The 23,874-nt window shown below is 66.5% G+C and carries 20 protein-coding genes and 7 tRNA genes; 15 read left to right on the plus strand and 12 right to left on the minus strand.

Annotated elements, in window-relative coordinates; all coding sequences use genetic code 11:
• Positions 1-29 precede the first annotated feature (29 nt).
• From CCR98_RS12645 to CCR98_RS12655, 3 genes are read left to right on the plus strand one after another with little or no spacing between them, the layout of a single operon-like run.
• On the plus strand, positions 30-2,501 hold the full coding sequence (locus CCR98_RS12645) for a TonB-dependent receptor (protein ID WP_087922903.1): 2,472 nt from the start codon (positions 30-32) through the stop codon (positions 2,499-2,501).
• Entirely contained in the window at positions 2,488-3,288 is an 801-nt protein-coding gene (locus tag CCR98_RS12650) for a ChaN family lipoprotein (protein WP_087922904.1), read from the plus strand. Before CCR98_RS12645 ends, CCR98_RS12650 begins: the two co-directional genes overlap by 14 nt.
• Entirely contained in the window at positions 3,281-3,994 is a 714-nt protein-coding gene (locus tag CCR98_RS12655) for an energy transducer TonB (protein ID WP_087922905.1), read from the plus strand. The genes CCR98_RS12650 and CCR98_RS12655 overlap by 8 nt, the downstream gene beginning before the upstream one ends.
• Here the strand turns inward: CCR98_RS12655 and CCR98_RS12660 are convergent.
• The 8 genes from CCR98_RS12660 to CCR98_RS12695 all read right to left on the minus strand — a co-directional run bounded on the left by CCR98_RS12660 (position 3,991) and on the right by CCR98_RS12695 (position 13,966).
• Complete coding sequence (locus CCR98_RS12660; RefSeq protein ID WP_087922906.1) at positions 3,991-4,425, minus strand: RidA family protein; 435 nt, start codon at positions 4,423-4,425, stop codon at positions 3,991-3,993. The two genes, CCR98_RS12655 and CCR98_RS12660, sit on opposite strands and share 4 nt — an antisense overlap.
• 99 nt (positions 4,426-4,524) lie before the next feature.
• Positions 4,525-5,427 carry a cation diffusion facilitator family transporter gene (locus CCR98_RS12665; protein ID WP_087922907.1) on the minus strand — a complete coding sequence of 301 codons (903 nt, stop codon included), beginning with the start codon at positions 5,425-5,427 and terminating at the stop codon, positions 4,525-4,527.
• Positions 5,428-5,455: 28 nt separating this feature from the next.
• On the minus strand, positions 5,456-7,744 hold the full coding sequence (locus tag CCR98_RS12670; RefSeq protein WP_087922908.1) for an Orn/Lys/Arg decarboxylase N-terminal domain-containing protein: 2,289 nt from the start codon (positions 7,742-7,744) through the stop codon (positions 5,456-5,458).
• A 20-nt stretch (positions 7,745-7,764) separates the two neighbouring features.
• Positions 7,765-9,117, minus strand: a complete 1,353-nt coding sequence (gene adiC / locus CCR98_RS12675) for an arginine/agmatine antiporter (RefSeq protein ID WP_087922909.1) — start codon at positions 9,115-9,117, stop codon at positions 7,765-7,767.
• 77 nt (positions 9,118-9,194) lie between these two features.
• On the minus strand, positions 9,195-10,625 hold the full coding sequence (locus CCR98_RS12680; protein ID WP_087922910.1) for a DcaP family trimeric outer membrane transporter: 1,431 nt from the start codon (positions 10,623-10,625) through the stop codon (positions 9,195-9,197).
• A 515-nt stretch (positions 10,626-11,140) separates the two neighbouring features.
• Positions 11,141-11,983, minus strand: coding sequence for a thiol:disulfide interchange protein DsbG (gene dsbG, locus CCR98_RS12685; protein WP_087922911.1), 843 nt, complete (start codon positions 11,981-11,983; stop codon positions 11,141-11,143).
• A 30-nt stretch (positions 11,984-12,013) separates the two neighbouring features.
• Entirely contained in the window at positions 12,014-12,817 is an 804-nt protein-coding gene (locus tag CCR98_RS12690; protein ID WP_087922912.1) for a redoxin family protein, read from the minus strand.
• Positions 12,818-12,898: 81 nt separating this feature from the next.
• Entirely contained in the window at positions 12,899-13,966 is a 1,068-nt protein-coding gene (locus tag CCR98_RS12695) for a helix-turn-helix domain-containing protein (protein WP_087922913.1), read from the minus strand.
• A 186-nt stretch (positions 13,967-14,152) separates the two neighbouring features.
• On the opposite strand from CCR98_RS12695, the gene CCR98_RS12700 reads away from it, so the two are divergent.
• From CCR98_RS12700 to CCR98_RS12730, 7 genes are all read left to right on the plus strand, one after another.
• The gene (locus CCR98_RS12700; protein WP_087922914.1) at positions 14,153-14,551 is read left to right on the plus strand and encodes a heavy metal-responsive transcriptional regulator; all 399 of its coding nucleotides are present in this window, start codon (positions 14,153-14,155) and stop codon (positions 14,549-14,551) included.
• 103 nt (positions 14,552-14,654) lie between these two features.
• Positions 14,655-14,730 (plus strand) — tRNA-Ala (locus CCR98_RS12705).
• A 54-nt stretch (positions 14,731-14,784) separates the two neighbouring features.
• Positions 14,785-14,860: transfer RNA gene (locus CCR98_RS12710), tRNA-Glu, on the plus strand.
• Between the two features lie 184 nt (positions 14,861-15,044).
• Positions 15,045-15,120 (plus strand) — tRNA-Ala (locus CCR98_RS12715).
• Between the two features lie 49 nt (positions 15,121-15,169).
• A tRNA-Glu gene (locus CCR98_RS12720) sits at positions 15,170-15,245 on the plus strand.
• Between the two features lie 45 nt (positions 15,246-15,290).
• A tRNA-Ala gene (locus CCR98_RS12725) sits at positions 15,291-15,366 on the plus strand.
• Between the two features lie 47 nt (positions 15,367-15,413).
• Positions 15,414-15,489: transfer RNA gene (locus CCR98_RS12730), tRNA-Glu, on the plus strand.
• A gap of 139 nt (positions 15,490-15,628) precedes the next feature.
• Here CCR98_RS12730 and CCR98_RS12735 read toward each other — a convergent pair.
• A complete protein-coding gene (locus CCR98_RS12735; protein WP_087922915.1) occupies positions 15,629-16,042 on the minus strand; it encodes a GNAT family N-acetyltransferase in 414 nt (137 codons plus the stop codon).
• A gap of 76 nt (positions 16,043-16,118) precedes the next feature.
• On the opposite strand from CCR98_RS12735, the gene CCR98_RS12740 reads away from it, so the two are divergent.
• The gene (locus CCR98_RS12740; protein ID WP_087922916.1) at positions 16,119-17,075 is read left to right on the plus strand and encodes an SOS response-associated peptidase family protein; all 957 of its coding nucleotides are present in this window, start codon (positions 16,119-16,121) and stop codon (positions 17,073-17,075) included.
• 124 nt (positions 17,076-17,199) lie between these two features.
• Here the strand turns inward: CCR98_RS12740 and CCR98_RS12745 are convergent, their stop codons facing one another.
• Entirely contained in the window at positions 17,200-17,580 is a 381-nt protein-coding gene (locus CCR98_RS12745) for a response regulator (RefSeq protein WP_014037597.1), read from the minus strand.
• Positions 17,581-17,712: 132 nt separating this feature from the next.
• On the opposite strand from CCR98_RS12745, the gene CCR98_RS12750 reads away from it, so the two are divergent.
• From CCR98_RS12750 to CCR98_RS12760, 3 genes are all read left to right on the plus strand, one after another.
• Positions 17,713-17,798: transfer RNA gene (locus tag CCR98_RS12750), tRNA-Leu, on the plus strand.
• A gap of 70 nt (positions 17,799-17,868) precedes the next feature.
• The gene (locus tag CCR98_RS12755; RefSeq protein WP_087922917.1) at positions 17,869-18,411 is read left to right on the plus strand and encodes a GNAT family protein; all 543 of its coding nucleotides are present in this window, start codon (positions 17,869-17,871) and stop codon (positions 18,409-18,411) included.
• A gap of 115 nt (positions 18,412-18,526) precedes the next feature.
• Positions 18,527-19,966: a GGDEF domain-containing protein gene (locus CCR98_RS12760; protein ID WP_087922918.1), complete on the plus strand. Its 1,440-nt coding sequence runs from the start codon at positions 18,527-18,529 to the stop codon at positions 19,964-19,966.
• On the opposite strand, the gene CCR98_RS12765 is transcribed toward CCR98_RS12760, so the two are convergent.
• Together CCR98_RS12765 and CCR98_RS12770 are read right to left on the minus strand one after the other, a co-directional pair.
• The gene (locus CCR98_RS12765) at positions 19,963-21,789 is read right to left on the minus strand and encodes a methyl-accepting chemotaxis protein (RefSeq protein ID WP_087922919.1); all 1,827 of its coding nucleotides are present in this window, start codon (positions 21,787-21,789) and stop codon (positions 19,963-19,965) included. The genes CCR98_RS12760 and CCR98_RS12765 overlap by 4 nt on opposite strands.
• A gap of 254 nt (positions 21,790-22,043) precedes the next feature.
• Positions 22,044-22,589 (minus strand): GNAT family N-acetyltransferase, encoded by a 546-nt coding sequence (locus CCR98_RS12770; protein ID WP_087924192.1) that lies wholly within the window; start codon positions 22,587-22,589, stop codon positions 22,044-22,046.
• A 154-nt stretch (positions 22,590-22,743) separates the two neighbouring features.
• Here CCR98_RS12770 and CCR98_RS12775 point away from each other — a divergent pair, with 154 nt between their 5' ends.
• Entirely contained in the window at positions 22,744-23,832 is a 1,089-nt protein-coding gene (locus tag CCR98_RS12775) for a DUF5694 domain-containing protein (RefSeq protein ID WP_087922920.1), read from the plus strand.
• Positions 23,833-23,874 lie beyond the last annotated feature (42 nt).

The following is a 23,874-nucleotide window of genomic DNA, read 5'->3' on the forward strand; positions in this document are numbered from 1 at the left end:
CGCGCTGCGTCAGCCCCTGGAGCCCCCCGATGCTGTTTCACCGCCCCCTTGTCCTCGCCCTGTCACTGGCCTGCGCCACTCCGCTTCCGCTGTTGTCCGCCAGCGCTCATGCGCAGGCCGCCACCCGCTACTTCGATCTTCCTGCGCAACCGCTGGCCAGCGCGCTGGATGCCTACAGCCGGTTGACCGGTGTCGACCTGGTGATCGGTGCGGCTCTGCCGGGCGGCCAGACGGCGCCGGCGCTGCACGGACAGTTCGACGACGCTCAGGCCCTGTCGCGCCTGCTGGCCGGCAGCGGCCTGCGCCCCCGCTTCATCGACGCACGCCGCGCCACGCTGGAACCGGCGCCGGCCGAACCCGCCGATGGCAGCCGTCGAACCGGCCCGCTGCGCGTGCAGGGTGATACCGCGAACGGTCATTCCCCCGGTGCAGGCGCAAGCCAGTACGTGCCGGCCACGCGCGATGGCTTCGCGCCGGCGGTCGGCAGCGAGCGCGTGGCGATGGCCGAACGCCAGGACGGCAACAGCCTGCTGCGTTCGATGCCCGGCACCCACAGTTTCCATTCTCGCAGCCAGCCCGGCCTGCAGGTCAACATCCGCGGCATGACCGGCGCCGGCCGCGTCAACACCATGATCGATGGTGTCACCCAGACCTTCCGCAACAACGCCGGGCATGGCTCGGGTGGCCCGTTCGCCTATGTCGACCCGTTCCTGCTGGCCGGCGTGGACGTGCAGCGCGGCGCGGTGGCCGGCGGTGATGGCGCCGGCACGCTGGCCGGCAGTGCCAACTTCCGCACGCTGGACATCGATGACCTGCTTGGCGAAGGCCGTGACTGGGGCCTGCGTGCGGGCTATCGCCATGGCAACAACGGCTATGGCAGCGGCCGCACCTTCGCCGGCGCATGGCGCCACAGCGAAGACGGTGGTGACCGCCAGTTCGGCCTGCTGGCCGCCGCCAGCAGCAGTCGCAGCGGCGAGTACGCCACGGCACGCGGGCAGAAGAACAATGCCGACCCCGGCAGCCAGCAACCCAGCAGCTGGCTGTTGAAAGCACGCCTGCAGCCCAGTGACCAGCATCGACTGGACCTGAGCCACATGCGCTACGAAAATGACTTCTACCACAACTATCCGTGGCAGATTTCCGCGCGCAACCAGCGTGCCAGCTACCACTACACGCCCTACACGCCGTGGATCGACCTGCGTGCGACCTTCGCCAGCAACAAGACCCGGCTGTTCTATCCGCCGGTGGAGGACTCCAGCTATATCGGCCGCCGCACCCACAGCAGCCTGAGCAGCTGGACCCTCGACAACACCAGCCGCTTCGACATCGGCGCGCTGCAGGCGCGCTGGAACACCGGCATCAAGCACCAGTCGGACATCTACGTGGCCGATACCCCGGTTCTGCGCGGCGCCAACCCCCAGGGCCGCAGCCAGCTGGACAGTGTGTTCAGTACGCTGGAACTGCAGTACGACGTCTACGCGCTGACCGCAGGCCTGCGCCAGGATCGCTACGGCATCCGTGGCCACGTCCCGGTGTGCTCGGATGTCCCCGGCCAGTGCGCGGAGATCAACGGCGGCAGCATCGACGTGCGCCGCACCCAGCACGCGCTCAGCCCCAGCCTGGCGGTTTCGTGGCAGGCCACCGGCTGGCTGCAGCTGTTCGCCGAAGTCTCGCGCACATCGCGCCCGCCGCGCGTGCAGGAGATGTTCTTCGAGAAAATCCCGCTGGAAGGCATGAGCGATGCCGACGGCGTGGGTGCCAACCCGTTCCTGCGCCGCGAGCGCTCGCGCAACCTGCAGTTCGGCGCCAACCTCAGCACCGACTCGCTGCTGGTTGACGGCGACCTGGCCCAGCTGCGCGTCACCCGCTTCGACAACCACATCCGCGACTACATCAAGCCGCAATACCTGCTGATCGTGCATCCGCCGGAAGTGGAGCCATTCGTCGTACCGATCGACAGCGATCCGCAGCTCAATGCCTGGACCGATGCGCTGGACGTGGATGACTTCAGCACCACCACGCGCTGGATGAACCACCCCGGCGTGGTGCGCATGCGCGGTATCGAGCTGGAAGCGCACTACGCCAGCGAGCACTACCACGCCACGCTGAGCTGGACCCGTTCGCACACCAGCGCGCCCGCCATCGAATTCGTCAACCTGGAAGACATCACCGCCCTGCCCGACCGCTACTGGACGCTGGACGTGGGCGGCCGCTGGTGGCAGCAGCGCGTGCAGGCCGGCCTGCGCGCCGAATACTCCGGGCCCACCGAAGAAGGCTACGACTTCTTCCAGACCCGCAAGACCGGCGGTACCGGTGTACTGCTTGACGTCTACGCCAGCTTCAAGCCCCAGCCCAACACCACGCTGTGGCTGAACATCGAAAACCTGCAGAACAAGGCCTATGACAACAATGCCTCGATCGACAGCATCTTCAGCCCGATCCTGGACCGCGGCAACGGCCGTGGCCGCACCGTCTCGATGGGCGTCAATGTGGCGTTCTAGCCGTCGCTGGCTGCCCGCATGCCTGCTCGCTCTGGGGACAGTGGCCAGCGCGCATCCGCTGCCTGGCACGGTGATCGACCTGGCCAGCGGCCAGACCCTGGACGAAGCTGCGTTCGTGAAGCGCGCAGCGAACGCCCCGCGACTGCTGCTGGGCGAACGCCACGACCTGGCCGGAGACCACGCCGCCCAGCGCTGGCTGCTGCACGCGCTGCAGCAGCAGCGTCCACAAGGCGCGCTGGTGCTGGAGATGATTGCCAGCGAGCGTCAACCGCGCCTGCAGCGGGTGCAGCGCTGGCTGGCCAAGGGCAACCATGCCGACGGTGCGCGCCTGCAGGAGCTGCTGGGCTGGGATACACGATGGCCGTGGACCGCCTATGGGGGGCTGGTGCAAGACACCACCGCAGCCGACATTCCCTTGCTCGGCGGCAATCTCTCGCGCGCCGAGGTCAATGCCCGCCTGGCGTCCGCGGATGCAGTGCGGTTCCCGGTGCCCGCTGCCCGGCAACGCCTGTCGGCCGTGGTGCTGGCCCAGCATGCGGACGCAGCACCGATGCTGGAAGGGATGCTGGCCGTGCAACAGGCCCGCGACACGCGCATGGCACAGGTAATGACCGAGGCACCTGCACCCGCGCTGCTGGTGGCCGGTCGCTGGCATGTACTGCGCGGTACCGGCGTGCCGGGCTACCTGCCAGCGGACACACCGGCGCTGGTGATCGCACTGGCCTCGCCGGGTGAAACCGTCGATGCGGCCGACGCCGACCTGCTATGGGTGCTGGACGATGAGTGAGCGCGGCCAACACTGGCAGGCGGTCGCCATCAGCATCGGCCTGCACCTGTTGCCCCTGCTGCTGTTGGTGCACTGGTTGGCCACGCCGCCGTTGCTGCCGCCGCCTGAGCAGGACGTGCGCATCAGCCTGCGCCTGCTGGCGCCGGCGACGCCGCCCCAGCCAGTGGAAGAACGCCAGGCCGACACCCCGAGCCAGGCGCAGCAGGCGCGCGCATCGCAACCAACGAAGTCGCCCCCTCCACCGAAGCCCACCGCCGCACGCGAGGGCGAGGTGGCCGCCAGCGAACGCGGTGGCCCTGGCCGGCAAGCCCTGCCGGTCGCCCCGCCTGCGGCCGTGACCGATGCAAGTCCCGCACCGGCATCGATCACGGCCGCGCCGCCCGCTCCAGACGCGCCACCGGCGGACTTCCAGGCCGGCGCCGCCAGCGACCAGTGGGAAGCCCGCCTGATGGCGCGGCTGGAGCGTTACCGCTACTACCCCGCCGCCGCGCGCTCGCGCCGGCAGCAGGGGACAACCTGGGTCAGGGCCAGCATCGATCGCGCCGGCCGCCTGCTGGCGCTGCGCCTGGAGCAGTCCAGTGGCCAACCGATGCTCGACGACGCCGCGCTGCAGACGTTCCGCCGCGCGCAGCCGCTGCCGCCCATTCCCGTGGAAATGAAGACACCGCAGGAACTGGTGGTGCCGGTGGAGTACTACCTGCGCTAGGCGGCGTAGGCCTCCGCCTCGATCTCGAACAGCATGCCGTCCAGCGCCAGCCGTGGCACAGGAATCAGGGTGCATGTCGGCGCTGCGCGGTTCGGCCAACGCCGCCGCACCTGCCGGGCAATGATGCCCAGCCGGTCCTCGTCGTGGTCGACCACCAGGATGCGCAACCGTGCGACATCGGCCAGGCTGGCCTGCGCCGAACGCAACGCAATCTGCAGGTTGTCCAGTGCCTGCTCGACCTGTTCCTCGAAACCAGGGAAGAGATGGCCATCGGCATCCTCACCGCCCTGCCCGGCGATATGGATCACCCGGGCGGGAAGGCGCACCACGGCCACGTGCGAGTAGCCGTTGGCCGAAGGGTCGTAAAGCCCCGCAGGATTGAACAGTTCCAGCAGGTCGTGGCCGAGGTCCGGGGTGGTCAGCAGGTTCATGCCGCATGCCTCATGGGGGATGCGAGTGAGTCTGCAACCTCAACATGAGTTGAGGTCAAACAACGCCCATGCAACAGATCGGTTTACCACGCGCAACGATCAGGTCCACGCCGGATCCGCCGTGAAATCGATGGTCAACCAGAACGTACTGCTCCGCGCATCCAGCCGCACCGCGATCTCATCGCGCATCGCATCTACTTCGCCCACCGACCCCAGCGGCGTGGTCGGGTCAGCCAACACATGGATCTCGATGAAGCGCATCCGCCCCATCTTCGCCACGTGGCTGGTGAAACCGGCATAGCCACGCTCGGCCACGAACGCCTGCATCACCTGCTGCACGCGCCGGTCCAGATCATCCGGCGCCACCTGCAGCACTTCGCGCATGGCCTTCCACGCGCTGCGCGCCGGCACCGGCAGTACCGCCAGGCTGATCAACGCCAGCACGATCGAATCCAGGTACGGCACCCAGTGGTGCCACTCGCCACCGTGCAGGACCAGCGCCAGCACGAACGCCAGCACCACCGCCAGGCTCATCAACCCACCCAGCAGCCAGCCGCGCACGTCCAGCCACAACAGAGCGGAGCGCATATGCCGCGCCCGCTGCGCGACGAACGCCGCCATCGCCAGGTTGCTGGCACTGAGCAGCGCCGCCCACCACAGCGCGGGCCCGAACTTCACCTCGTGCCCGCCCGTGGTCAAGCCAATGAACGCGTTGGCCAGCGCATACACGCAGGCCAGCGACAGGATCACACCGCCCAGCGCCTCGACCATCGGCTCCAGGTGCCAGTAGCCGTACTGGAAGCGCGGGCTCTGCTCCCGCGCCACCAGCCGCAGCACCGACAACGACACCAGGGTCAGGGCGACGTCGACCAGGCTGTACACGCCGTCGAACAGGATGGCCTGCGATCCCACCAGCAGGCCACCGATGAAGCCGACCGCGCTCACCGCGAGGGTGACCCCGATCGAGAACTTCAGGATGCGTTGCTCGCGCGCGGTATCCATCGTTCGCCGAAGGCTCGACCGTTGCGGATCAGGCCTTCAGCACCTCCACCTTGTACGACACCGTATCACCCTCCTGCTCGATGATGAGCCCGTGCACATCCGATTCGAAGCCCGGGAAACGGGCGTTCTGCTCACGGGCGATGCGCAGCGACTGGATGATCGGCTCGTCGCTGTCGCCAAAGCGTTCGCCCGGCATGATGGTCGGGATGCCCGGCGGGTACGGCACCAGCATGGTCGCCGCAATGCGGCCACTGATCTGCTCGATGTCGACCCGTTCGATCTCGCCCTTGACCAGGTGGTTGTAGGCATCGGCCGGGGTCATCACCGGCGTCGGCAGGTCCACGTACATCTCGCGCATCACCTTGGCCACGGCGAATTCCTGGTTGAACGCATGCAGCGCGTCGCACAGGTCACGCAGGCCCCAGCCGGCGTAGGCATTCGGATAGTCGGCGGCCAGCGTCGGCAGTGCCTGGCTCAGCGGAGCATTGCGGTCGTACAGATCCTTGAAAGCCATCAGCTCGGTGACCAGGGTGCTCCACTTGCCCTTGGTGATGCCCATCGAGAACAGGAACAGCACCGAGTACAGGTTGGTCTTCTCCACGGTGATGCCGCGGCCCCACAGGAACTTGCTCAGCACTGCCGCCGGGATGCCCAGCTTGCCCATGCTGCCGTCCATCGCCAGGCCCGGGGTCAGCAGGGTCACCTTGATCGGGTCGATCAGCACATAGTCGTCGACCAGGTTCTCGAAGCCATGCCAGTGCGCATCCGGCTGCAGGTACCACTCCTCGCGCTTGGCCACCAGCGGCGCCGGCGTATCGCCCTTGTCCAGGCTGCGCTCGACCTGGGTCGGCTGCCACACGCTGAACCACCAGTCGTCGCGACCGAGGTCATCGCGCACGTGCAGCATCGCGCGGCGAAAGGCGATGGCTTCGTCATGCATTTCCTGCACCAGCGAGCGGCCGGCATCGCCTTCCATCATCTTCGAGGCCACGTCGCAGGCCGCGATCACCCCGTAGTGTGGGCTGGTCGAGGTGTGCATCATGAACGACTCGTTGAAGCGCTCAGCATCCAGGTTGCGCTGCGCCGAGTTGCGTACATGGATCATCGACGCCTGCGAGAATGCAGCCAGCAGCTTGTGGGTGGAATGCGTGGTGAAGATGATCGCATCCTGCTCACGCGGCTTGCCCTTGGCCATTCCGTAGTGGTTCTCGTAGAACGGGTGGAACGCGGCGTAGGCGTACCAGGCCTCGTCGAAATGCAGGAAGTCGACCGCGCTGCCGATCTCGTCGGCGATCTTCTCGGCGTTGTAGCACAGGCCGTCGTAGGTCGAGTTGGTGACCACCGCGATGCGCGGCTTGGAGCCGGCCTTGTAGGCCTGGCTGGCCAGCGGGTTGGCGGCAATGCGCTGCTGCAGCGACTCCGGCGTGAACTGGTCCAGGCTGATCGGGCCGATGATGCCGTGCGCATTGCGGCTTGGGGTGAAATACACCGGCACCGCGCCGGTCATGATCAGCGCGTGCAGCAGCGACTTGTGGCAGTTGCGATCGACGAACACCACGTCGCCGCGGGCCACGGTGCCATGCCAGACGATCTTGTTGGCGGTGGAGGTGCCGTTGGTGACGAAGAACGTATGGTCGGCACCGAAGTTGCGCGCCGCTTCGTTCTCGGCGTCCTTGATCGGGCCGGTGTGATCGAGCAGCGAGCCCAGCTCCGGCACCGAGATCGACAGATCGCTGCGCAGCGTGTTCTCGCCGTAGAATTGGTGGAATGCACGGCCAACCGGTGACTTGGTGAACGCCACGCCGCCAGCATGGCCCGGCGTATGCCAGGAGTAGTTCGACTCGGCCGCATGATGGATCAGCGCCTTGAAGAACGGCGGCAGCAGGTTCTTCATGTAGTCTTCGGCCGCGCGCATCACCTGCCGCGAGATGAAGCTCTTGGTGTCTTCAAACAGGAAGATGAAGCCGTGGATGTACTTGAGCAGCTTGCTCGGCACCTTCTCGATGGTGCGGCGCTCGCCGTACAGGAACACCGGCAGGTTGGCGCGCCGCGCACTCTGCTCGCGCAGGAAGGCAGTCAGGCGCTGGAACTCGCCATCCACCTCTTCGCTGCCGTCGATCGAGATCAGCACCGCCGAGGCCGCCACGTAGGTGCGGGCACCGGCGCGGGCATCATCCAGGTTCAGGCCGCACAGCACGCGCTGGTCGTTGCTGCGCAGCTCTTCCACCAGGGCGCGGATCAGGATGCCGCCGATGCGCGGCGACTCGTAGTCGTTGTCGATGACAATGACCGGATAGTCCAGGGACTTGAAGTACACGTTGATTCTCCTTGTCGAACTCAGGAACGCTGGGCGCCGGTGCTGATGGCCGATGCCTCGCGGGCGCGCTGCCGCTGCTGGCGGCGCTCCTCGCTGAAGAAGGGATAGAACACGGTGATGAACAGCACGAACAGGAAGGCGTACTGCACGATGGTTCCCGACGAGCCGTAGATCGCCCACAGGCAGTACACGACGGTCAGGCTGGTCAGGGTCCAGAACGCACCGGTGTGGACCAGGGTGTGCGAGCGCTCGACCACGAAGTAGCAGGCCACGCACGAATAGATGTAGGGCAGCAGGGTCAGCACCACCGCCGCCGACGTGATCACGTCGAACTGGGCCGACGCGGTTTCCGACGTGGAGGTGACCAGCACCGCCAGGGTCATCAGCACGGCCACGATCAGCACGCCCTTGACCGGCACGTCGTCCTTGTTGGTCTTGCTGAAGATGCTCGGGAACAGGCCATCATCGGACGCTGCCTTGGCACTCTGTGCGGTCAGCAGGATCCAGCCACCCAGCGAACCGGCGGCGCCGATGAAGGCGCACAGGCTGACCAGTGCACCACCCCAGCCCCCCACCGCCTTGGCCGCAGCCAGCGCGAACGGGGCATCGGAGGTCTGCAGCTCGCCGTTGGGCACCATGCCCATGATCACCGAAGAACTGGCGATGTAGGCGATGGCAGCCAGGAACACACCCGCCAGAGTCGCGCGGGCCACGTTCTTTTCCGGGTTCTCCACCACGCCTGCGGTCACCGAAGCCGACTCCACGCCGATGAAGGCCCACAGGGTGAGCGCCGCAGCGCTGGAAATCGCGCCGAAGTTCGACTCGCCGGACACGTTGTAGGCGCCCTTGAAGATGTCGGCATCGAAGAAGAACCAGCCGAAGATGGCGATGCCCAGGATCGGCACCAGCGCGAAGCTGGTGGTGACCGTCTGCACGCGGCTGACGAAGGCCGGACCGATCATGTTGGCGAAGCTCAGCGCCCACACCAGCACCAGCACCGCGATGCAGCGCACCAGCGGCTCGGACAGGATCGGGAAGAAGTAGCTGAAGTAGCCGACCGCCGCGATCGGGATGGCGACGTTGCCGATCCAGTTGGCGAACCAGTAGATGGTGTTGGTCTGGAAGCCCATGTACGGCCCGAACCAGTCACGCGCGTATGCATAGGGGCCGCCCGCCTTGGGTGCCAGCTTGCCCAGCTTGGCGAACACGAAGGCCAGCAGCAGCGCACCGGCGGTGGTGATCAGCCAGCCCCAGATCGAGGCGGTACCGATCTTGGCCAGGCTGGAGGGCAGCAGGAACACGCCTGAGCCCATCATGTTGCCGGCGACGAGGAAGGTGGCTCCGACCACCCCGATTTTCTTTGCTTCTGCCATGACAATCTCCTGTACTGGCATGAGCCCGGTGCAGCCGGGCGTGGGGACGGGTTACGCTGGCGTACGACCGCTGGCGCCTATTTGATGAAGTTGTATTGCAGGCTGCCCTGCACCCGGACCGTGTCGCCGCGCGCGCCGCCCTGCTGTTCCAGGCGGCCGTACAGCAGCTCCATGCCCATCGTCCATGAAGGCGCCGGGCTCCAGATCAGGTTGAACACGCCGTAGCGGCTCTGCCGAAAGGCTTCGGCCGCCAGTGCGGCATTCCGCTCCAGGGTCAGCTGGCCGAAGATCAGGTTCGAACGCCACGGCTCGGACCAGTAATGGGTGTAGCCGACGAAGCCGCCGTGCAGATCCAGTGCATCAAGGTGGCCATCGGCACCGACCACCGCGTCCAGTCCGGAGCCGGTCAGGTCGGCGGTGTAGCGACTGAGGCCGCGCCCGCCGAGTACGCCGAACAGCAACAGGTCACGCTCGCCTACCGATGCCGAACCACTGAACTGCAGGCCGCCGGCCATGCGCCGGTCGCGCTCGCCATCACCGTCATAGGCCAGGCTGCGTGCCACTGCGCCAAGCTGCAGGTGGCCCCAGTCACGCTCCATGCGCGCCGTCACCGTCACATCAGGCAGCCGATTCACCGCAGCCCGCTCATCGCTGGCACCAGCCAGTTCGGTCTTTGGATCTTCGGCGGCGAGGGTCAGGGTGTTGCCCTTGCCCATCGCGAAGCTGTGGTGGATGCCCGCCACCAACAGGTAGCCGGCACCACCGGGCCCGGCGAAGTCCAATGTGTCAGGCAGGCTGTCCGGGTCCATGAAGCTGGAATAGCCGTAGCCGGCGTAGGTGTTGCCAAGCTGGCCATAGGCATGTCGCAGGCGGAACTCATACCCCTCACTGCTGCCGAAGAAATCGTTCTCCAGGTAGAAGCGCAGGTTGCCGTGTGTGGTCGGGCGCCGCGCCTCGAAACTGAAGCGGGTCTGCTTGGCATGGATGTTGAAGTTGGAAACATCGCGATGGCTACCGCCCACCGGCATCGACGAGGGAATGAACTGATCTTCATCACCGGCCGCGCGCGAATCGGCAATCGCATCGAGCTTGGCGTAGCCGCCGATGCGGATCACCGTATCGGTGCCCGGAATGGCAAAGAAGCCCTTCAGATCCGGGTCGGTCGGCCCAGCGGCGCTGTCGGGACGCGATGCCGCCGTTGAGGGGTCGGCCACGGATTCGCGCTGTGGCAGCACAGGCTGCGCCACGCCCGGCACCTGGGTGGGATGCAGCAGGTTGGCGCTGCTGGCGGCGGCAACCATCGGCGCCGGCATCTGCGGCGTGACCGCTTCGGCTCCCTCTCGCTGTTCAAGCCGATCCAGGCGCTGCTGCATGCCTTCCAGCGCCTGGCGCATGGCAGCGATTTCCTGGCGCAACGCCTGCGCATCCTCCTGGCCATCCTGCTGCGCGTACGCCGGCGTGATCGCCAGCGCGGTCAGACAGGCCAGACTCAATACCGCCAAGCGCATTGCATCCTCCCTGGACGAACACTGGCAGCGCGAAGGCGGTGCGCGCACAGGCGCGGCTCCGACGTTGCGTTGCCGTTGCTGGAAATGCGGGTACTGCGTCGACGACACCGGCCAGCCTGCGCATGGCAGGCAACAGGACGATGACACTGCCCCGCACGCACCGGTGTCGACGCCATCAAGGCCGCGCTGCCAGAGAGGTGGCGACCGCAGCGGTCTGGGTAACAATCGGGGGGTGAGAGTGTCGTGAATGGCTGTGCCGACCGATCCGTTTCAGGGCATGTCCGGCGCGGCATCCATGGCGCGTTGACGCTGTATTCCATGCGTCACAGGCTAGTCCGACTGTCGTTTTTGGCCTTGATTGGAATCAAGGCGCGATGCTTGATGTCAGTCACGATTCAGACGTGACGACGAACAGCTGCTGCGCAGCCCCGCAGCCTCTGCGGGAGCGACGAAAAGCAACAGGCCCGCATGCTGCCATGCGGGCCTGTGGGGTCACATCGCGACCGGGGTGCCTATCAGCGCGGGCCCAGCACCGTCTGCAGGTCAGCGCCCTGTGGCAGACCGGAGCGACGCTGCACCTGGCCCTGTGCATCCTGGAACAGGATGCCCGGCGTACCCTGGAAGCCCATCTCGATCATCAGCACCTGGTTGGCATCGAGCTTGCCGGCGATCTCGCGGCTGATGCTCGGCAGGGCCTTGATGCCACCACGATCGAACTGGTGTTCGTTCTCCAGCAGTGCTGCGCTGGGGTCGCGCGCGGACAGGATGGCGGCGGCCTTGGCCGGGCTGTCCTCGCGGATCACACCAACCATGATGTGGCGCAGCTGTACCTTGCCAGCGTCGACCCACGGGCGGGCCGCTTCCCAGAACTTGTGGCAGTACGGGCAGTTGGCATCACTGAAGGTATAGACCACGCGCGGTGCATCGGCCTTGCCGTCACGCACCCAGGCACTTGCTTCCAGCTTGGTCCACATCTTTGCCGACATCGGTGCGGCGACCAGCTTCTCCACCGCCTCGGCGGCCACGTCGTTGCCCTCGGCATCGAACAGGCTGCCTACCAGCACATGCTTGCCATCGGCGGTGACATAGGCGGCGGCCGGCTGCTGCCCGCCCACCACGCCAGCGAAGCCACGCAGGCCACCCGGTGCATCGAACTCGGCAACGACTTCGAAACCGTGCTTCTCGATGCCTTTCAGCACTGCGGGGCGGTCACCCTTGGCCGCAGTGGCCGCAGCACTGGCGGCCGGTGCTGCGGCCGTCTTGCCCGGCGGGGTCTGGGCCTGGCTGCAGGCGGCCAATGCCAGCATGACCGGCAGCAACAGCACCGCCGGAGCGATGCGCAGGGAAGTCGACAACATGGGAACTCCATAGTGAGATGCCCGCGCAGGCTACCGCAGCCGGCGCAGTTTGTGTTCAAGGCCCGCGGCCGTCAGTTCGCCGAGGTGCAGTTCACGCAGGCGCCCTTCGGCGTCGAAGAACAGCGTCGATGGGTAGGCCTGCACACCCAGCGCGGTTGACGCGGAGGCGGTATCGTCCAGCAGTACATTGCCCAGCCAGAGCTGTTCGGATGCGATGAAACCCTTCACTTCGTCCAGGGTTTCCCCCTGGTTGAGGAACACGAACTGCACGTCGGTGTGGGTCTGCTGTGCGGATGCCAGCACCGGCATCTCGCGACGGCAGGGGCCACACCAGCTGGCCCATAGATTCAGCACCACCGGCTTGCCCCGGAACTGCCGCAGGTCGATCATGCGCCCCTGCAGATCGGCCACCTGTACCGCCGGCAGCGGCATCCGCTGCTCCTGCCAGGCTGCCAGCAGGTGGCTGCCTGCCGCCCACAGCACCACGCCCACCAGCGCCCCCGCCAGCACCGGCGCACGCAACGCGCGCCACAGCCGCAGCCGCCAGGTGCCCCACGCCAGGCCCGCAATCAGCACGACTGCAAGGTGATACCCCCCGTCGGCGATCTGCAGGATGCTCCAGGGGGCCTCACGGTAAAGCGCGAAGTTCAAGGCCACGAAGCTGATGCGTCCGCACAGCAGGCCGATCAGCAGCATGTCCAGGACCAGGCTGGCCGCGGAAGGCACTGCCATCCCGTCCTTCCGACGCGGCCACAGGTGTGCCACGGCCATGGCCAGCAGCACGCACATCAGGATCAACACCACCGGCATCGGCACCGGTCCAACACTCGACATCAGCCCACCTGTCCCATCATCCGTTGCCTGCATGGTCGAAGCGTCGCGCCCAGGTTGCAAGCGCGACGCCCACCGCAGGCATCAGGCGGCGCTGCGCGGCATCTGGATGCCAGGCACCGGTTGCAGCCCGCGCAGGCTGCCCGCCACCGATGACAACAGCGGCCGTTCGCGCCGCTTGTTGTTGACCAGCCGGCGATAGTTGGCCGGCGTCATTCCGACAATGCGCAGGAACAGGCGGCGGAACGCGCTCTGGTCGGCATAACCCACACCCCAGGCCACTTCATCGATACCCGCGCCCTGCTGCAGCAGCGTCTGCGCCTTGGCGATACGCAACCGCTGGCAATACTCGATCGGGCGCAGGCCGGTGGCCTTCAGGAAACGCCGTTGCAGGGTGCGCGGCTCCAGCCCGGAAATCTCACAGATCGCACCGAGCGTGGCGCCGCGCGCAGCGGTGGTATGCAGCCAGCGTTGCGCCTTCAGTACGTCGCGATCGCCGTGGGCGAAGTTGGCACTGAAACGCTCGAGATCCTGCTGGATCGCCGCCGGCACAGTGATCCCCAGCTGCTGCGCAACGGAACTCGCCACGCCCTGGCCGTGCAGCCGGTACAGCAGGCGCAGGGCAAGGAAGCGCCAGGCCTGGGAACCGGCCACCGTCAGCAGGTCGCCGTCATCAACCAGCGCGCGCTCGCTGGGCACCCAGCTGGCCGACTGCCCCTGCAGGCCCGGATGGCGACCAAGGTCCGGACCACTGACGGTGCGCCCGGCCAGCAGACCGGCGCGGGCCAGCATGCTGACACCATCGCTGGCTGCAGCCAGCAGACTGCCACCGTCGTAATGCGCGCGCAGCCAATCCAGCAGGACCTCATCGGCGCGCAGGCAGACGCCCTGGCTGATCTGGCCAGGCACGGCGATCACGGCGGGAATGTCCGCCTCGAGCATCTCCGCGCCGGCAATGCGATGCACGCCGGTCTGGCTGGCAGGCACGATCCAGCGGGTCACCAGGACCCGCTTGAATGGACGGCGCTGCTGCTGGGCAAGCCGGTTGGCGACATGTGCCATCTCGGTCAGCACGGAGGCGGCCGACGGGTCGCCTCCCGGGTACTCGACCACCGCGACCTCGACGAATCCTTCGTTCCTGAATCCTTCCACAGACCATCTCCTCGGTTCGTTCCAGACCATCCAGCGGCCGGTTCAGGCGCAGGGTAGGAACTGCCGCGACGGTGGGGCTATGAAGAAAGTTGCAAAGTGCGCTGAATGCGCCGTCAGCGACGGGACCTTGACCCTGGACCAGACTCAAGGCTTCACAATGGGCGGCAGCATCCGCAGGAATCCGCCATGAACATTGGTCAACTGGCGCGCCAGGCCGGCGTGCCGATCGATACGGTGCGCTACTACGAGCGCCAGCAGCTGCTGCCCATGGCGGCACGCTCGGCCGGGGGCTACCGCATCTTCGGTGAGCAGGACCTGCGCCGGCTGCGTTTCATCCGCCGCGCCAAGACGCTGGGCTTCAGCCTGGAAGAAATCGCCGAACTGCTGGCACTCAGTGACCGCCACTCGCAGGACATGGGCAGCGTGCGCGACACGGCGCAGGCCCGGTTGCAGGACATCGCGCAACGCATGGCCGAACTGCAACGCATGCACACCGCGCTTTCGCAGCTGGTCGACGCCTGCCCCGGTCACGGCACACTGGACCAGTGCCCGATCCTGGCGGCGCTGACCGACGACGCGGCATAAGGGCGTGCGACCGTCATCCACCTCGCAACGCGCGTGAAGAAAAGTGCAACAAATGCTTGCCAACCCCCTGGGGCAAGGCTATTATTTCGCTCCTCAGCGACGTGGGGCCATAGCTCAGCTGGGAGAGCGCCTGCATGGCATGCAGGAGGTCAGCGGTTCGATCCCGCTTGGCTCCACCAATCTTTCGGCATTAGGCCGTCGAAAGGTCGCTAAAGAACATTGATGAGAATTGCGTCCCCATCGTCTAGAGGCCTAGGACATCACCCTTTCACGGTGGCGACCGGGGTTCGAATCCCCGTGGGGACGCCACTCATCACGAACAACGAGGACCCGGCCGATAACCGGGTCTTTTTTGTTCACCGCCTACCGGCATTCAGGTTGTGGCGTTGCGGTTCCCCTGCCCTCGTGGCTGCGGTTGAACCGGAACGAAAAAAGTTCAAAAAAGACTTCCACAAACGTGAACACGCAGGTATGATAGGCGGCTCGGTAACACGGGGCCATAGCTCAGCTGGGAGAGCGCCTGCATGGCATGCAGGAGGTCAGCGGTTCGATCCCGCTTGGCTCCACCACTTTCGACATTAGGCCGTCGAAGGTTCTACAACTTGAAGTTTTTCGTGCGTCCCCATCGTCTAGAGGCCTAGGACATCACCCTTTCACGGTGGCGACCGGGGTTCGAATCCCCGTGGGGACGCCAGTTTCAAAACGGACTCTGCTCCCGGCAGATCATCCGGAGTTTCATGGGGCCATAGCTCAGCTGGGAGAGCGCCTGCATGGCATGCAGGAGGTCAGCGGTTCGATCCCGCTTGGCTCCACCACTTCGACATCAGGCCGTCGAAGGATCTACAACTTGAAGTTTTCGTGCGTCCCCATCGTCTAGAGGCCTAGGACATCACCCTTTCACGGTGGCGACCGGGGTTCGAATCCCCGTGGGGACGCCAATTCTTGAAAACCCCGGCTTCGGCCGGGGTTTTTCTTTGCCCGCGATTCCTGGGAGGGCCTATCCACGCATGGCGTGGATCTACTGCAGGGCCCGGGTAGATCCACGCCATGCGTGGATGGCTTCACCCCGATTACGACTCAGAACCGCCGATACATCCCGATCGATGCCGGTGCCGTGGGCGCGAAACCAAACTGTGCGTACAACCGATGCGCCTCGCCATCGGCCAGCAGGCTGACGTACGCCGATGGCGGCAGGTTGGCCTGCATCCAGCCATCCAGGCGCCGCATCACCTCCTTGCCCAGTCCCTGCCCCTGCAGCTGCGGCAGCACCGCGATGTCACAGACCTGCAGGTGGCAGCCGCCATCGCCGACGATACGCCCCATCGCCACCAGTTCAGCCCCCTGGTAGGCACACACGCCGAATAGGGTGTTGGGCAGCGCGCGCATGGCCGCTTCCGGGCTCTTGGCACTGAGGCCTGCAAGCACACGCAACCGGCAGTAGTCCTCGACCGTCGGCACGGCTTCACGGAACTGGCAGGTGGAATCATTCATGCGGCATCTCCAGATGGGTCGGGCTATCCTGCCGCATCCACGTCGCATCCGCTGCGACCCAGGCCCCCAGAGTCCCATGTGCTATTCCGCCCTGATCCGCGCTGACTATGCCAAGCTGGTACGCGAGTTCGGCGCCATCCTGTCGCTGGAAGAGTTCGCTGAACTGTACGCGCACGATCCGGGCAAGAAGCGGCCGAAAACCCCGAAGGCGATGGATGACGGATTCGCCGGTGCGCGTACCGAACAGGGACGGGACATCGTGGCGAAGATCCAGCAATGGCATGCGCAGGAGCAACAGACACTGGAGGCCGAACTGGCCCGGCAACGCGAACGACGCGATATTGCCCATGCGGCGCTGGCCACCCGGCCCACGCAGAAGGCACGCAATGACCTGCGCGTGGCCGGCAACCGCATCGAGCGCGCGCAGGCCCGTCTGGAAGACCTGCATCGGGTGCAGCTGCTGCCGCGCGACAGCCGCATTTTTCCCGGCACCTACGCACCGGTGATGGTCAGCGAGAACGGCCAGCGCGTGATCAAGCCGATGCGCTACCAGTGCCGGCTGCCGGGCACGCCGGCGCGAAACGATGTGCTGTACCCCGGCACCTACAATGCGCGGCGCGACAGCCTGGAAGGTTACTGGCGGGGTGCATTCGGACTGCGCCATGGCGTGGTGGTGGTGCAGGCGTTCTACGAGCACGTGCCACGCCACGCCATCGCCGGCCGCACCCTCGGTGCCGACGAAAAGGAACAGGACGTGGTGCTCGAATTCCGTCCCGATCCGCCCCGCGACCTGCTGCTGGCGTGCCTCTGGGCGGAATGGGAAGGACCGGAAGGCCGCCTGCTGTCGTTTGCCACGATCACCGACGCACCTCCCCGCGACGTCGCCGCGGCCGGGCATGACCGCGGCGTGGTACCGATCCGCAGGGAACACCTCGACGCCTGGCTCAATCCCGACCCGGATGACCTGGCGCGCCAGTACCGCATCCTCGATGACCGCGAGGAGATTCGCTACGTGTACCAGGAAGCAGGCTGAGCGCTACATGCAATTGAAAAACCCCGCCTGGGCGGGGTTCCTGGATCCAGGGTTGCCGCCGCACATGGCAGGCCTGAGCATTCTGGCCCCCGCGGCATACCCCTGCCGGTCCCCAGTGGACGGCTCAGGCCTTGGCGCTGGAGCGGCCGACCGCACGGGCCAGCGCCCGCGACAGATCGGCCGACAGGTACGGCTTGACCAGCAGCAGGCCGGCCAACATCGGTGCCGGCAGCTGCTCGGCCAGCATCCCGGTGGCCAGCACGAACGGAATGCCACGTGCCGAAAGCGCTGCGGCCACCGGCTCACTGGTCTCGTTGCGGGCCAGCCGGTAATCCAGCAGGGCCACGTCCGGGGCGCTCTTCTCCAGCAGCTGCAGGGCTTCGGACACGCTCGCTGCGAGCCCGACCACGGTCGCACCGGCATGCACCAGCTGCATCTGCAGCAGGGCCGCACTCATTTCGTCGTTCTCGACCACCAGCACCCTCAGGTCCTGCAACACTGTCATCGGCTACCGCTCCTGGAGGCAATTGCACGCTGGGAGTATAGCTACCAAGGAGCCAATGCCGACAGGAACCGCCCTGATAGGCCCTCCTACTATGCATCTCCCGCCGACCTCGGTTACACTCGCACGCTGCCTGCCGGTGTGGCGGAATGGTATACGCAGCTGACTCAAAATCAGCCGGGGGTGACCCCATGAAGGTTCGAGTCCTTTCACCGGCACCACTGCATCAAAGGCCAGGTCCATGACCTGGCCTTTTGCATTTCCCGGGCCCGGTCACCGACACTGGCAAACATGCCTCAGCATGTCCTGCCCACGCTTGCCGACAGCCTTCCCGCGCGCTTGCGCATCCTGCGGGCGTCCGATGCTGCCGCCTGGTCCCGCTATCTCTCGCTGCCAAGCGTGACCGAGCACACCAGTTGGGGCGACGTTTCCGAATTGGCGCTGGCGCGGCAGATTGCCCATTACCTGCCTGACGCATCCGATCAGCGCTGGGCGCTGGTGGACGCCGACGACCAGCTGATCGGCACTGTCGGCCTGAACGACGTCGCCCCGCTGCATGGCCGCGCTGAACTGGCCTACGACCTTGACCCACGCTGCCAGGGACAGGGCCTGGCCACGCATGCGGCGCGAGCGGTGCTCGACTGGGCGCATGGCAGCTGTGGCCTGGTCCGCGTCCAGGCGACCGTTCTGGACAGCAACGCCCGCTCGATCGCCCTGCTGGAACGCCTCGGCATGCAGCGCGAGGGGCTCCTTAACGCCTATCGACATGTGCGGGGACAGCCCCGCGACTTCTGGATGTATGCCCATGTCGAAGGCGTTGTGTCACCGCGCTGAAATTCGAATGTGACACCCAGCAAGGTTTCAAATAGACCGATTTCACACTTTTCTTGCCAGCCTCACCTACTTCTGCCTATCGTGATCCCAGCCGGATCTGGGGGCGGGGGAATGCATGACGTTGCGCGCGGCACTGTTTTTCATGGTCACGCACGCGCTTGTCATTGCCTTGATCGGCCCGCAGGACCCGGTTGGCTCCTACCTGATGCTGGTCACCGCCCCGCTTCTGGCCGCACTGGCCTGCGTGCGACGCGCGCGCGACAGCCAGGCGGCCTGCAAATGGCGAACGCTTGGCGCTGCCGTTGGCCTGTTCTCGCTTGCCCTGCTGGCCCTGCTGTATCGCAATGTGGCCGGCCCCAGCCCTGCGCAGATGACCGCCTCGTCACTGATCCTGTATGTGTTCTACCGGATTCCGCTGACCTACCTGGCCGCCAGCCCGGGCGGCGGCAACCGCTGCATCCGTGCGGTGGACCTGGCGGTCATCGCGCTGCTGTGGTTGCTGTACTTCGTGCATACGCGGGCGATGGCACACTTCAACACGGCATTGTGGACGCAATGCCTGCACACCATGAGCAACGTGCAGAACAGCCTGGTGTTCTGCTTCGCGCTGATCCGCTTCCTGGCCGAGGACAATGCCGACCGCCGTGACTTCTTCCGCACGTTGACCCTCTACGCGCTGGGCTACTTCCTGCTGGCGTTCTACATCAATACCTGGCAGCCGCAGGTACCCGATGGTGGCTGGGGGGACCTGCTGATCAGCGGGCTGTTCGTGCTGCTGGCGGTGCTGGCCGGCAGCACATACCGCCCACCAGCGGTGGCTGTGCCGCGCAACCTCCGTCGCATCGTCGATGCCGGCGTGCCGCTGATGCTGCCGTTGCTGCTGATGATGGTGGCGCTGCTGGTGGCACGCCTGCAGCCCACCCTGGCCACCGTGGGGTTCATCGGCGCCATGCTCGGCTATGCACTGCGCAACGTGCTGACCCAGGTGCAGATCCAGCGCGAGCGCGACGAACTGGCGTTGTTGTCCCGGCGCGATCCGCTGACCGGGCTGGGCAATCGGCGCAACTTCGATGAATCACTCGGCAGCGCGCACGGCCGCGCCCGCCGCCAGGGCCTGGGGCTGGCGGTGCTGATGATCGACATCGATCACTTCAAGCGGCTCAACGACACCTACGGGCATCCGGAAGGTGATCGCCGCCTGCAGGCGGTCGCCGCGATCCTCGACGGCTGCCTGCAACGCGGTGATGACCTGCTGGCCCGCTACGGCGGCGAGGAGTTCATCGCCGCCCTGCCCGCACCCGACGCCGCCCACGCCCTCGGCCTGGGCGAGCGCCTGCGCGCCGCCGTGGAAGCCGCCGCTCTGCCCGCCGCCGAGGCCCACGTGACCATCAGCATCGGCGTGGCCTGGCAGGCCGCGCATGAGCAGGCTGACCCACGAGGCCTGGTCGACCGGGCCGACCAGGCCCTGTACCGGGCCAAGCATGCCGGTCGCAACTGCGTGCATGCTGCCCCGGCCCTCGAGGCCGGGGAACAACACTCCGAACGCCGGGCCTAGACCGCGCGCAGCACCGCCGCGCCGTGCAGGTGCCCCGCCCCACCCTGCACCCGGAAGCTGGCCACGGTCTGCAGCAGCTGCGCCGACTGCTCTTCCATGCTGCGCGCCGCGGCCGAGGCTTCCTCGACCAGCGCGGCGTTCTGCTGGGTACCCTGGTCGATCAGATCGACGGCATGGTTCATCTGCTGGATGTCGTCGCTCTGCTGCTGTGCGGCCTTGCTGATCTCGGACATCAGGTCACTGACCTGGCGCACGTTGACCACGATCTCGTCCATGGTGCGGCCAGCGCTCTCAACCTGCGCGGTGCCGGCGCCGACATTGGCCACCGACGCATCGATCAGCTGCTTGATCTCCTTGGCGGCACTGGCCGAGCGCTGCGACAGTTCGCGGATCTCGGTGGCGACCACGGCGAAGCCACGCCCGTGTTCGCCGGCCCGCGCCGCTTCCACCGCAGCGTTCAAGGCAAGGATGTTGGTCTGGAAAGCGATGCCGTCGATCACGCCGATGATGTCGACGATGCGCCGCGAAGACGCGTTGATCACCGCCATGGTCTCGACCACTTCGTGCACCACGTTGCCGCCGCGGGCAGCGACATCGGCGGCGCCGCCGGCCAACTGACTGGCCTGCCGTGCGTTGGTCGCGGTGCGCTGCACGGTCTCGGCCAGGCCCTTCATCGACACTGCGGTCTCCTCCAGCGACGCTGCCTGCTGCTCGGTGCGCTGCGACAGATCGCTGTTGCCCTGCGCGATCTCGGTTGCGCCGACGGCGATGGTATCGGCGGCGAACTTGATCTGGCCGATGATCGCGGCCATCGCCTCGACCAGCGAATTCACGCCTTCGCACAGCTCGGCGATCGGCCCGTTCTTGTCGGCGGTGGCCACGCGCCGGGTCAGGTCGCCCTCCTTGGCGGCCGCCACCACTTCACGGGTCTGCGCCACGGCGCGCTGCATGGCCTGGTTCTCATGCACCTGCGCGGTGATGTCGGTGGCGTACTTGACCACCTTGAACGGCTTTCCGTTGAGATCCAGGATCGGGTTGTAGGACGCCTGGATCCAGACCTCGCGCCCGCCCTTGCCGAGGCGCCGGTACTGGCCGGCATCGTATTCGCCGCGGCCGAGCTTCTCCCAGAACTGCCGATACTCGGCACTGCCGCGATACTCGGGTTCGACGAACAGCGAATGATGCTGGCCACGCACGTCATCCAGGCTGTAACCGGTCGCAGCCAGGAAGTTGTCGTTGGCCGACAGGATGCGGCCATCCATGCTGAACTCGATCACCGCCTGCGACTTGTCGATGGCCGCCAGCTGCCCGGCCGAGTCGGCCGCCTGCAGCTTCTGCGCGGTGATGTCAGTGGCGAACTTGACCACTTTGTACGGACGCCCCTGACGGTCCAGCACCGGGTTGTACGAGGCCTGGATCCAGATCTCGCGCTGGCCCTTGCCGAAACGCCGGTACTGGCCAGCGTCATATTCGCCACGTCCCAGCCGCGCCCAGAAGTCACGGTATTCGGCGCTGCGCGCCTGCTCGGGATCGACGAACAGGGAATGGTGCTTTCCCTGGATCTCCTCCAGCCGGTAGCCCATCGCCTGCAGGAAGTTGTCGTTGGCCTGCAGGATGGTGCCATCAAGGGCGAATTCGATCACTGCCTGGACCCGGTGCAGCGCCGCGACCTGCGCCTCGAGTTCGGCACGGCCATCGGCCGCCGCCTCGACGCCGATGCGTTGCTGCGGTGCCAGCGCGCCCAGCAGGGCACGCCACGGCGACCAACGGGTATGCAGCTCGGCCGGCGCCTGCGCGCCCGCCGTGAAGCCTGGAATGAGCATTGTCTGGTCCTCGGTGTCCGGTAAGCGGTTGCGACCCGACGGGCGGGATGCCCGGCGGCAACTTCAGTTGCTTGGGACTACAGGTACCGGCAGGCACCCCTCGAGCGGCTGGCAAGAACGTCTGGTGCGGGTGCGATCGGCATGGGGAGCGGCGGAACACACAGCGCGGGCCGCCCGTCGGGGGCAGCCTGGGGTCCTGCAGCGAGCGACTGGAGCGGGATCCAGAGGGAATATCGGCGATGCGATCGGTGGCTTTAGCCGGATTCCGCGACGCCCGTCGCAACTTCAGATGCTGCTGCAGGGATGCGGTAGACAATCGCGATGTACTTCACATTCTGCTCACGCGCGACGGGGACCCCGCCGAGTGATTCCGCCAGGCGCCGGCTGGGCGTGTTCTGCTCGGCCACCGGGTAGCGGAATGCGGCTCGGTCCAGCCGCCGGGATGCGAGCGCACGCACCGCCGCAACGGCTTCACGGCCATAACCATGCCCGTGCATCGCCTCGGCGATCCAGATGCCCAGTTCGGGTTCCGCATCGGCAGTGCGATGCAGGCCGGCCAGGCCGAGAAACGCATCATCGGCGTATCGGCGGATCACGAACGTAACGTCGGTGCCATCGGCGATGGTTGGCAACCACGTCGACCAGACAGCGGCGAATGCGTGCTCCGACGCAGGGGGATCAAACGCCATGTAGCGGGTCAGCCCCGGCGTGATCGCGGCAAACGCCTCGCCTGCGTCCTCCGGCGTGAAGGGCCGGAGCTGCAGCCGCCGGCTGTCGATGGTCCAGTCGTCGGGGGACATGTCGCGCGTCGTTGCTGTCATTGGGCATAGCCTCGCCCGGGACACCGATGCAGTTCAAGCCGAAAAGGTTTGCATGACCAACGGGAGATCCCGTGGCAGATGAAAATGGCCAGCATGCAGCGAACCGCAGGACGCTCACTGACACGGAGATCGCATGTTCCCACGCTTGGCCAGTTTCCTGATCCTGGGCCTGTGCAGCAGCGGCGCCCTCGCCGCCGACGCCACCTATCGCCCCAGCTTCCACCCCGACCAGCTGAAGGGCCCGCCTGCCGGGCGCCCGAACGAAGTGCTGGTACTGGGTACCACCCACCTCTCCGGCCTGCCCAAGTCCTTCCAGCCCGCCTTGCTTGAACCGTTGCTGCAGCGACTGGTCGCCTGGAAGCCCGAACTGATCGCCACCGAAGACCTGTCCGGCCTGCAGTGCGATTTCATGCGTCGCTACCCGGCACGCTATGCAGAGAGCGTGGCCACCTACTGTTTCGACACCACCGCTGCGCAGGCTGCGACCGGACTGGACGTGCCTACGGCGAACACCCAGGCCGAGCGCCTGCTTGCAACCTGGCCGAAGGATCCGGCGCCCGCCCAGCGTCGTCGGCTCGCTGCACTGTTGCTGGCAGCGGGCGAACGCGGCTCGGCGCATGTGCAGTGGCTGCGCCTGCCTGCGTCCGAGCGCAAAGACGGTGATGGATTGACCCCGGCCCTGGTCGAGATCCTCGACAAAGGCATGGTTCGCCGCAATGAAACCAACCTGATCGCCGCCGAAGTCGCCGCCCGCCTAGGGCATGAACGGCTGTGGGCGGTGGACGACCATACAGCCGATTCCCCCACGCCCGCCGAGGATGAAGCGGCGGCCAGCGAGGCCATCACCGGTGCCTGGAACAATGCGCATTCGCGCGCGCGACGGGAGGCCGACGAACGGCTCGTGGCCGACCTGGACAAGCCTGGCGGCGTCATCGCGCTGTATCGGGACTACAACAGTCCGGCGGCAGCGATGACCGCTTACCAGAGCGACTTCGGCGCGACGCTTGTCGAGCCCTCACCCAAGGCGTTCGGCAGGATGTACGTGGGCTACTGGGAAACCCGCAACCTGCGCATGGTCGCCAACATCCGCGATGTGCTGGGCCTGCACCCGGGCCACCGCATGCTGGCCATCGTCGGCGTCTCCCATAAGGGCTACTACGAGGCCTACCTCAACCAGATGCACGATGTGCAGCTGGTCTCGGCGGACGAAGTATTGCGCTGACGGTGGATAGTGCCGGCCCGACGCCGGCACTATCCTACGGGG

Source organism: Stenotrophomonas sp. WZN-1 (assembly GCF_002192255.1).
GTDB lineage: Bacteria > Pseudomonadota > Gammaproteobacteria > Xanthomonadales > Xanthomonadaceae > Stenotrophomonas.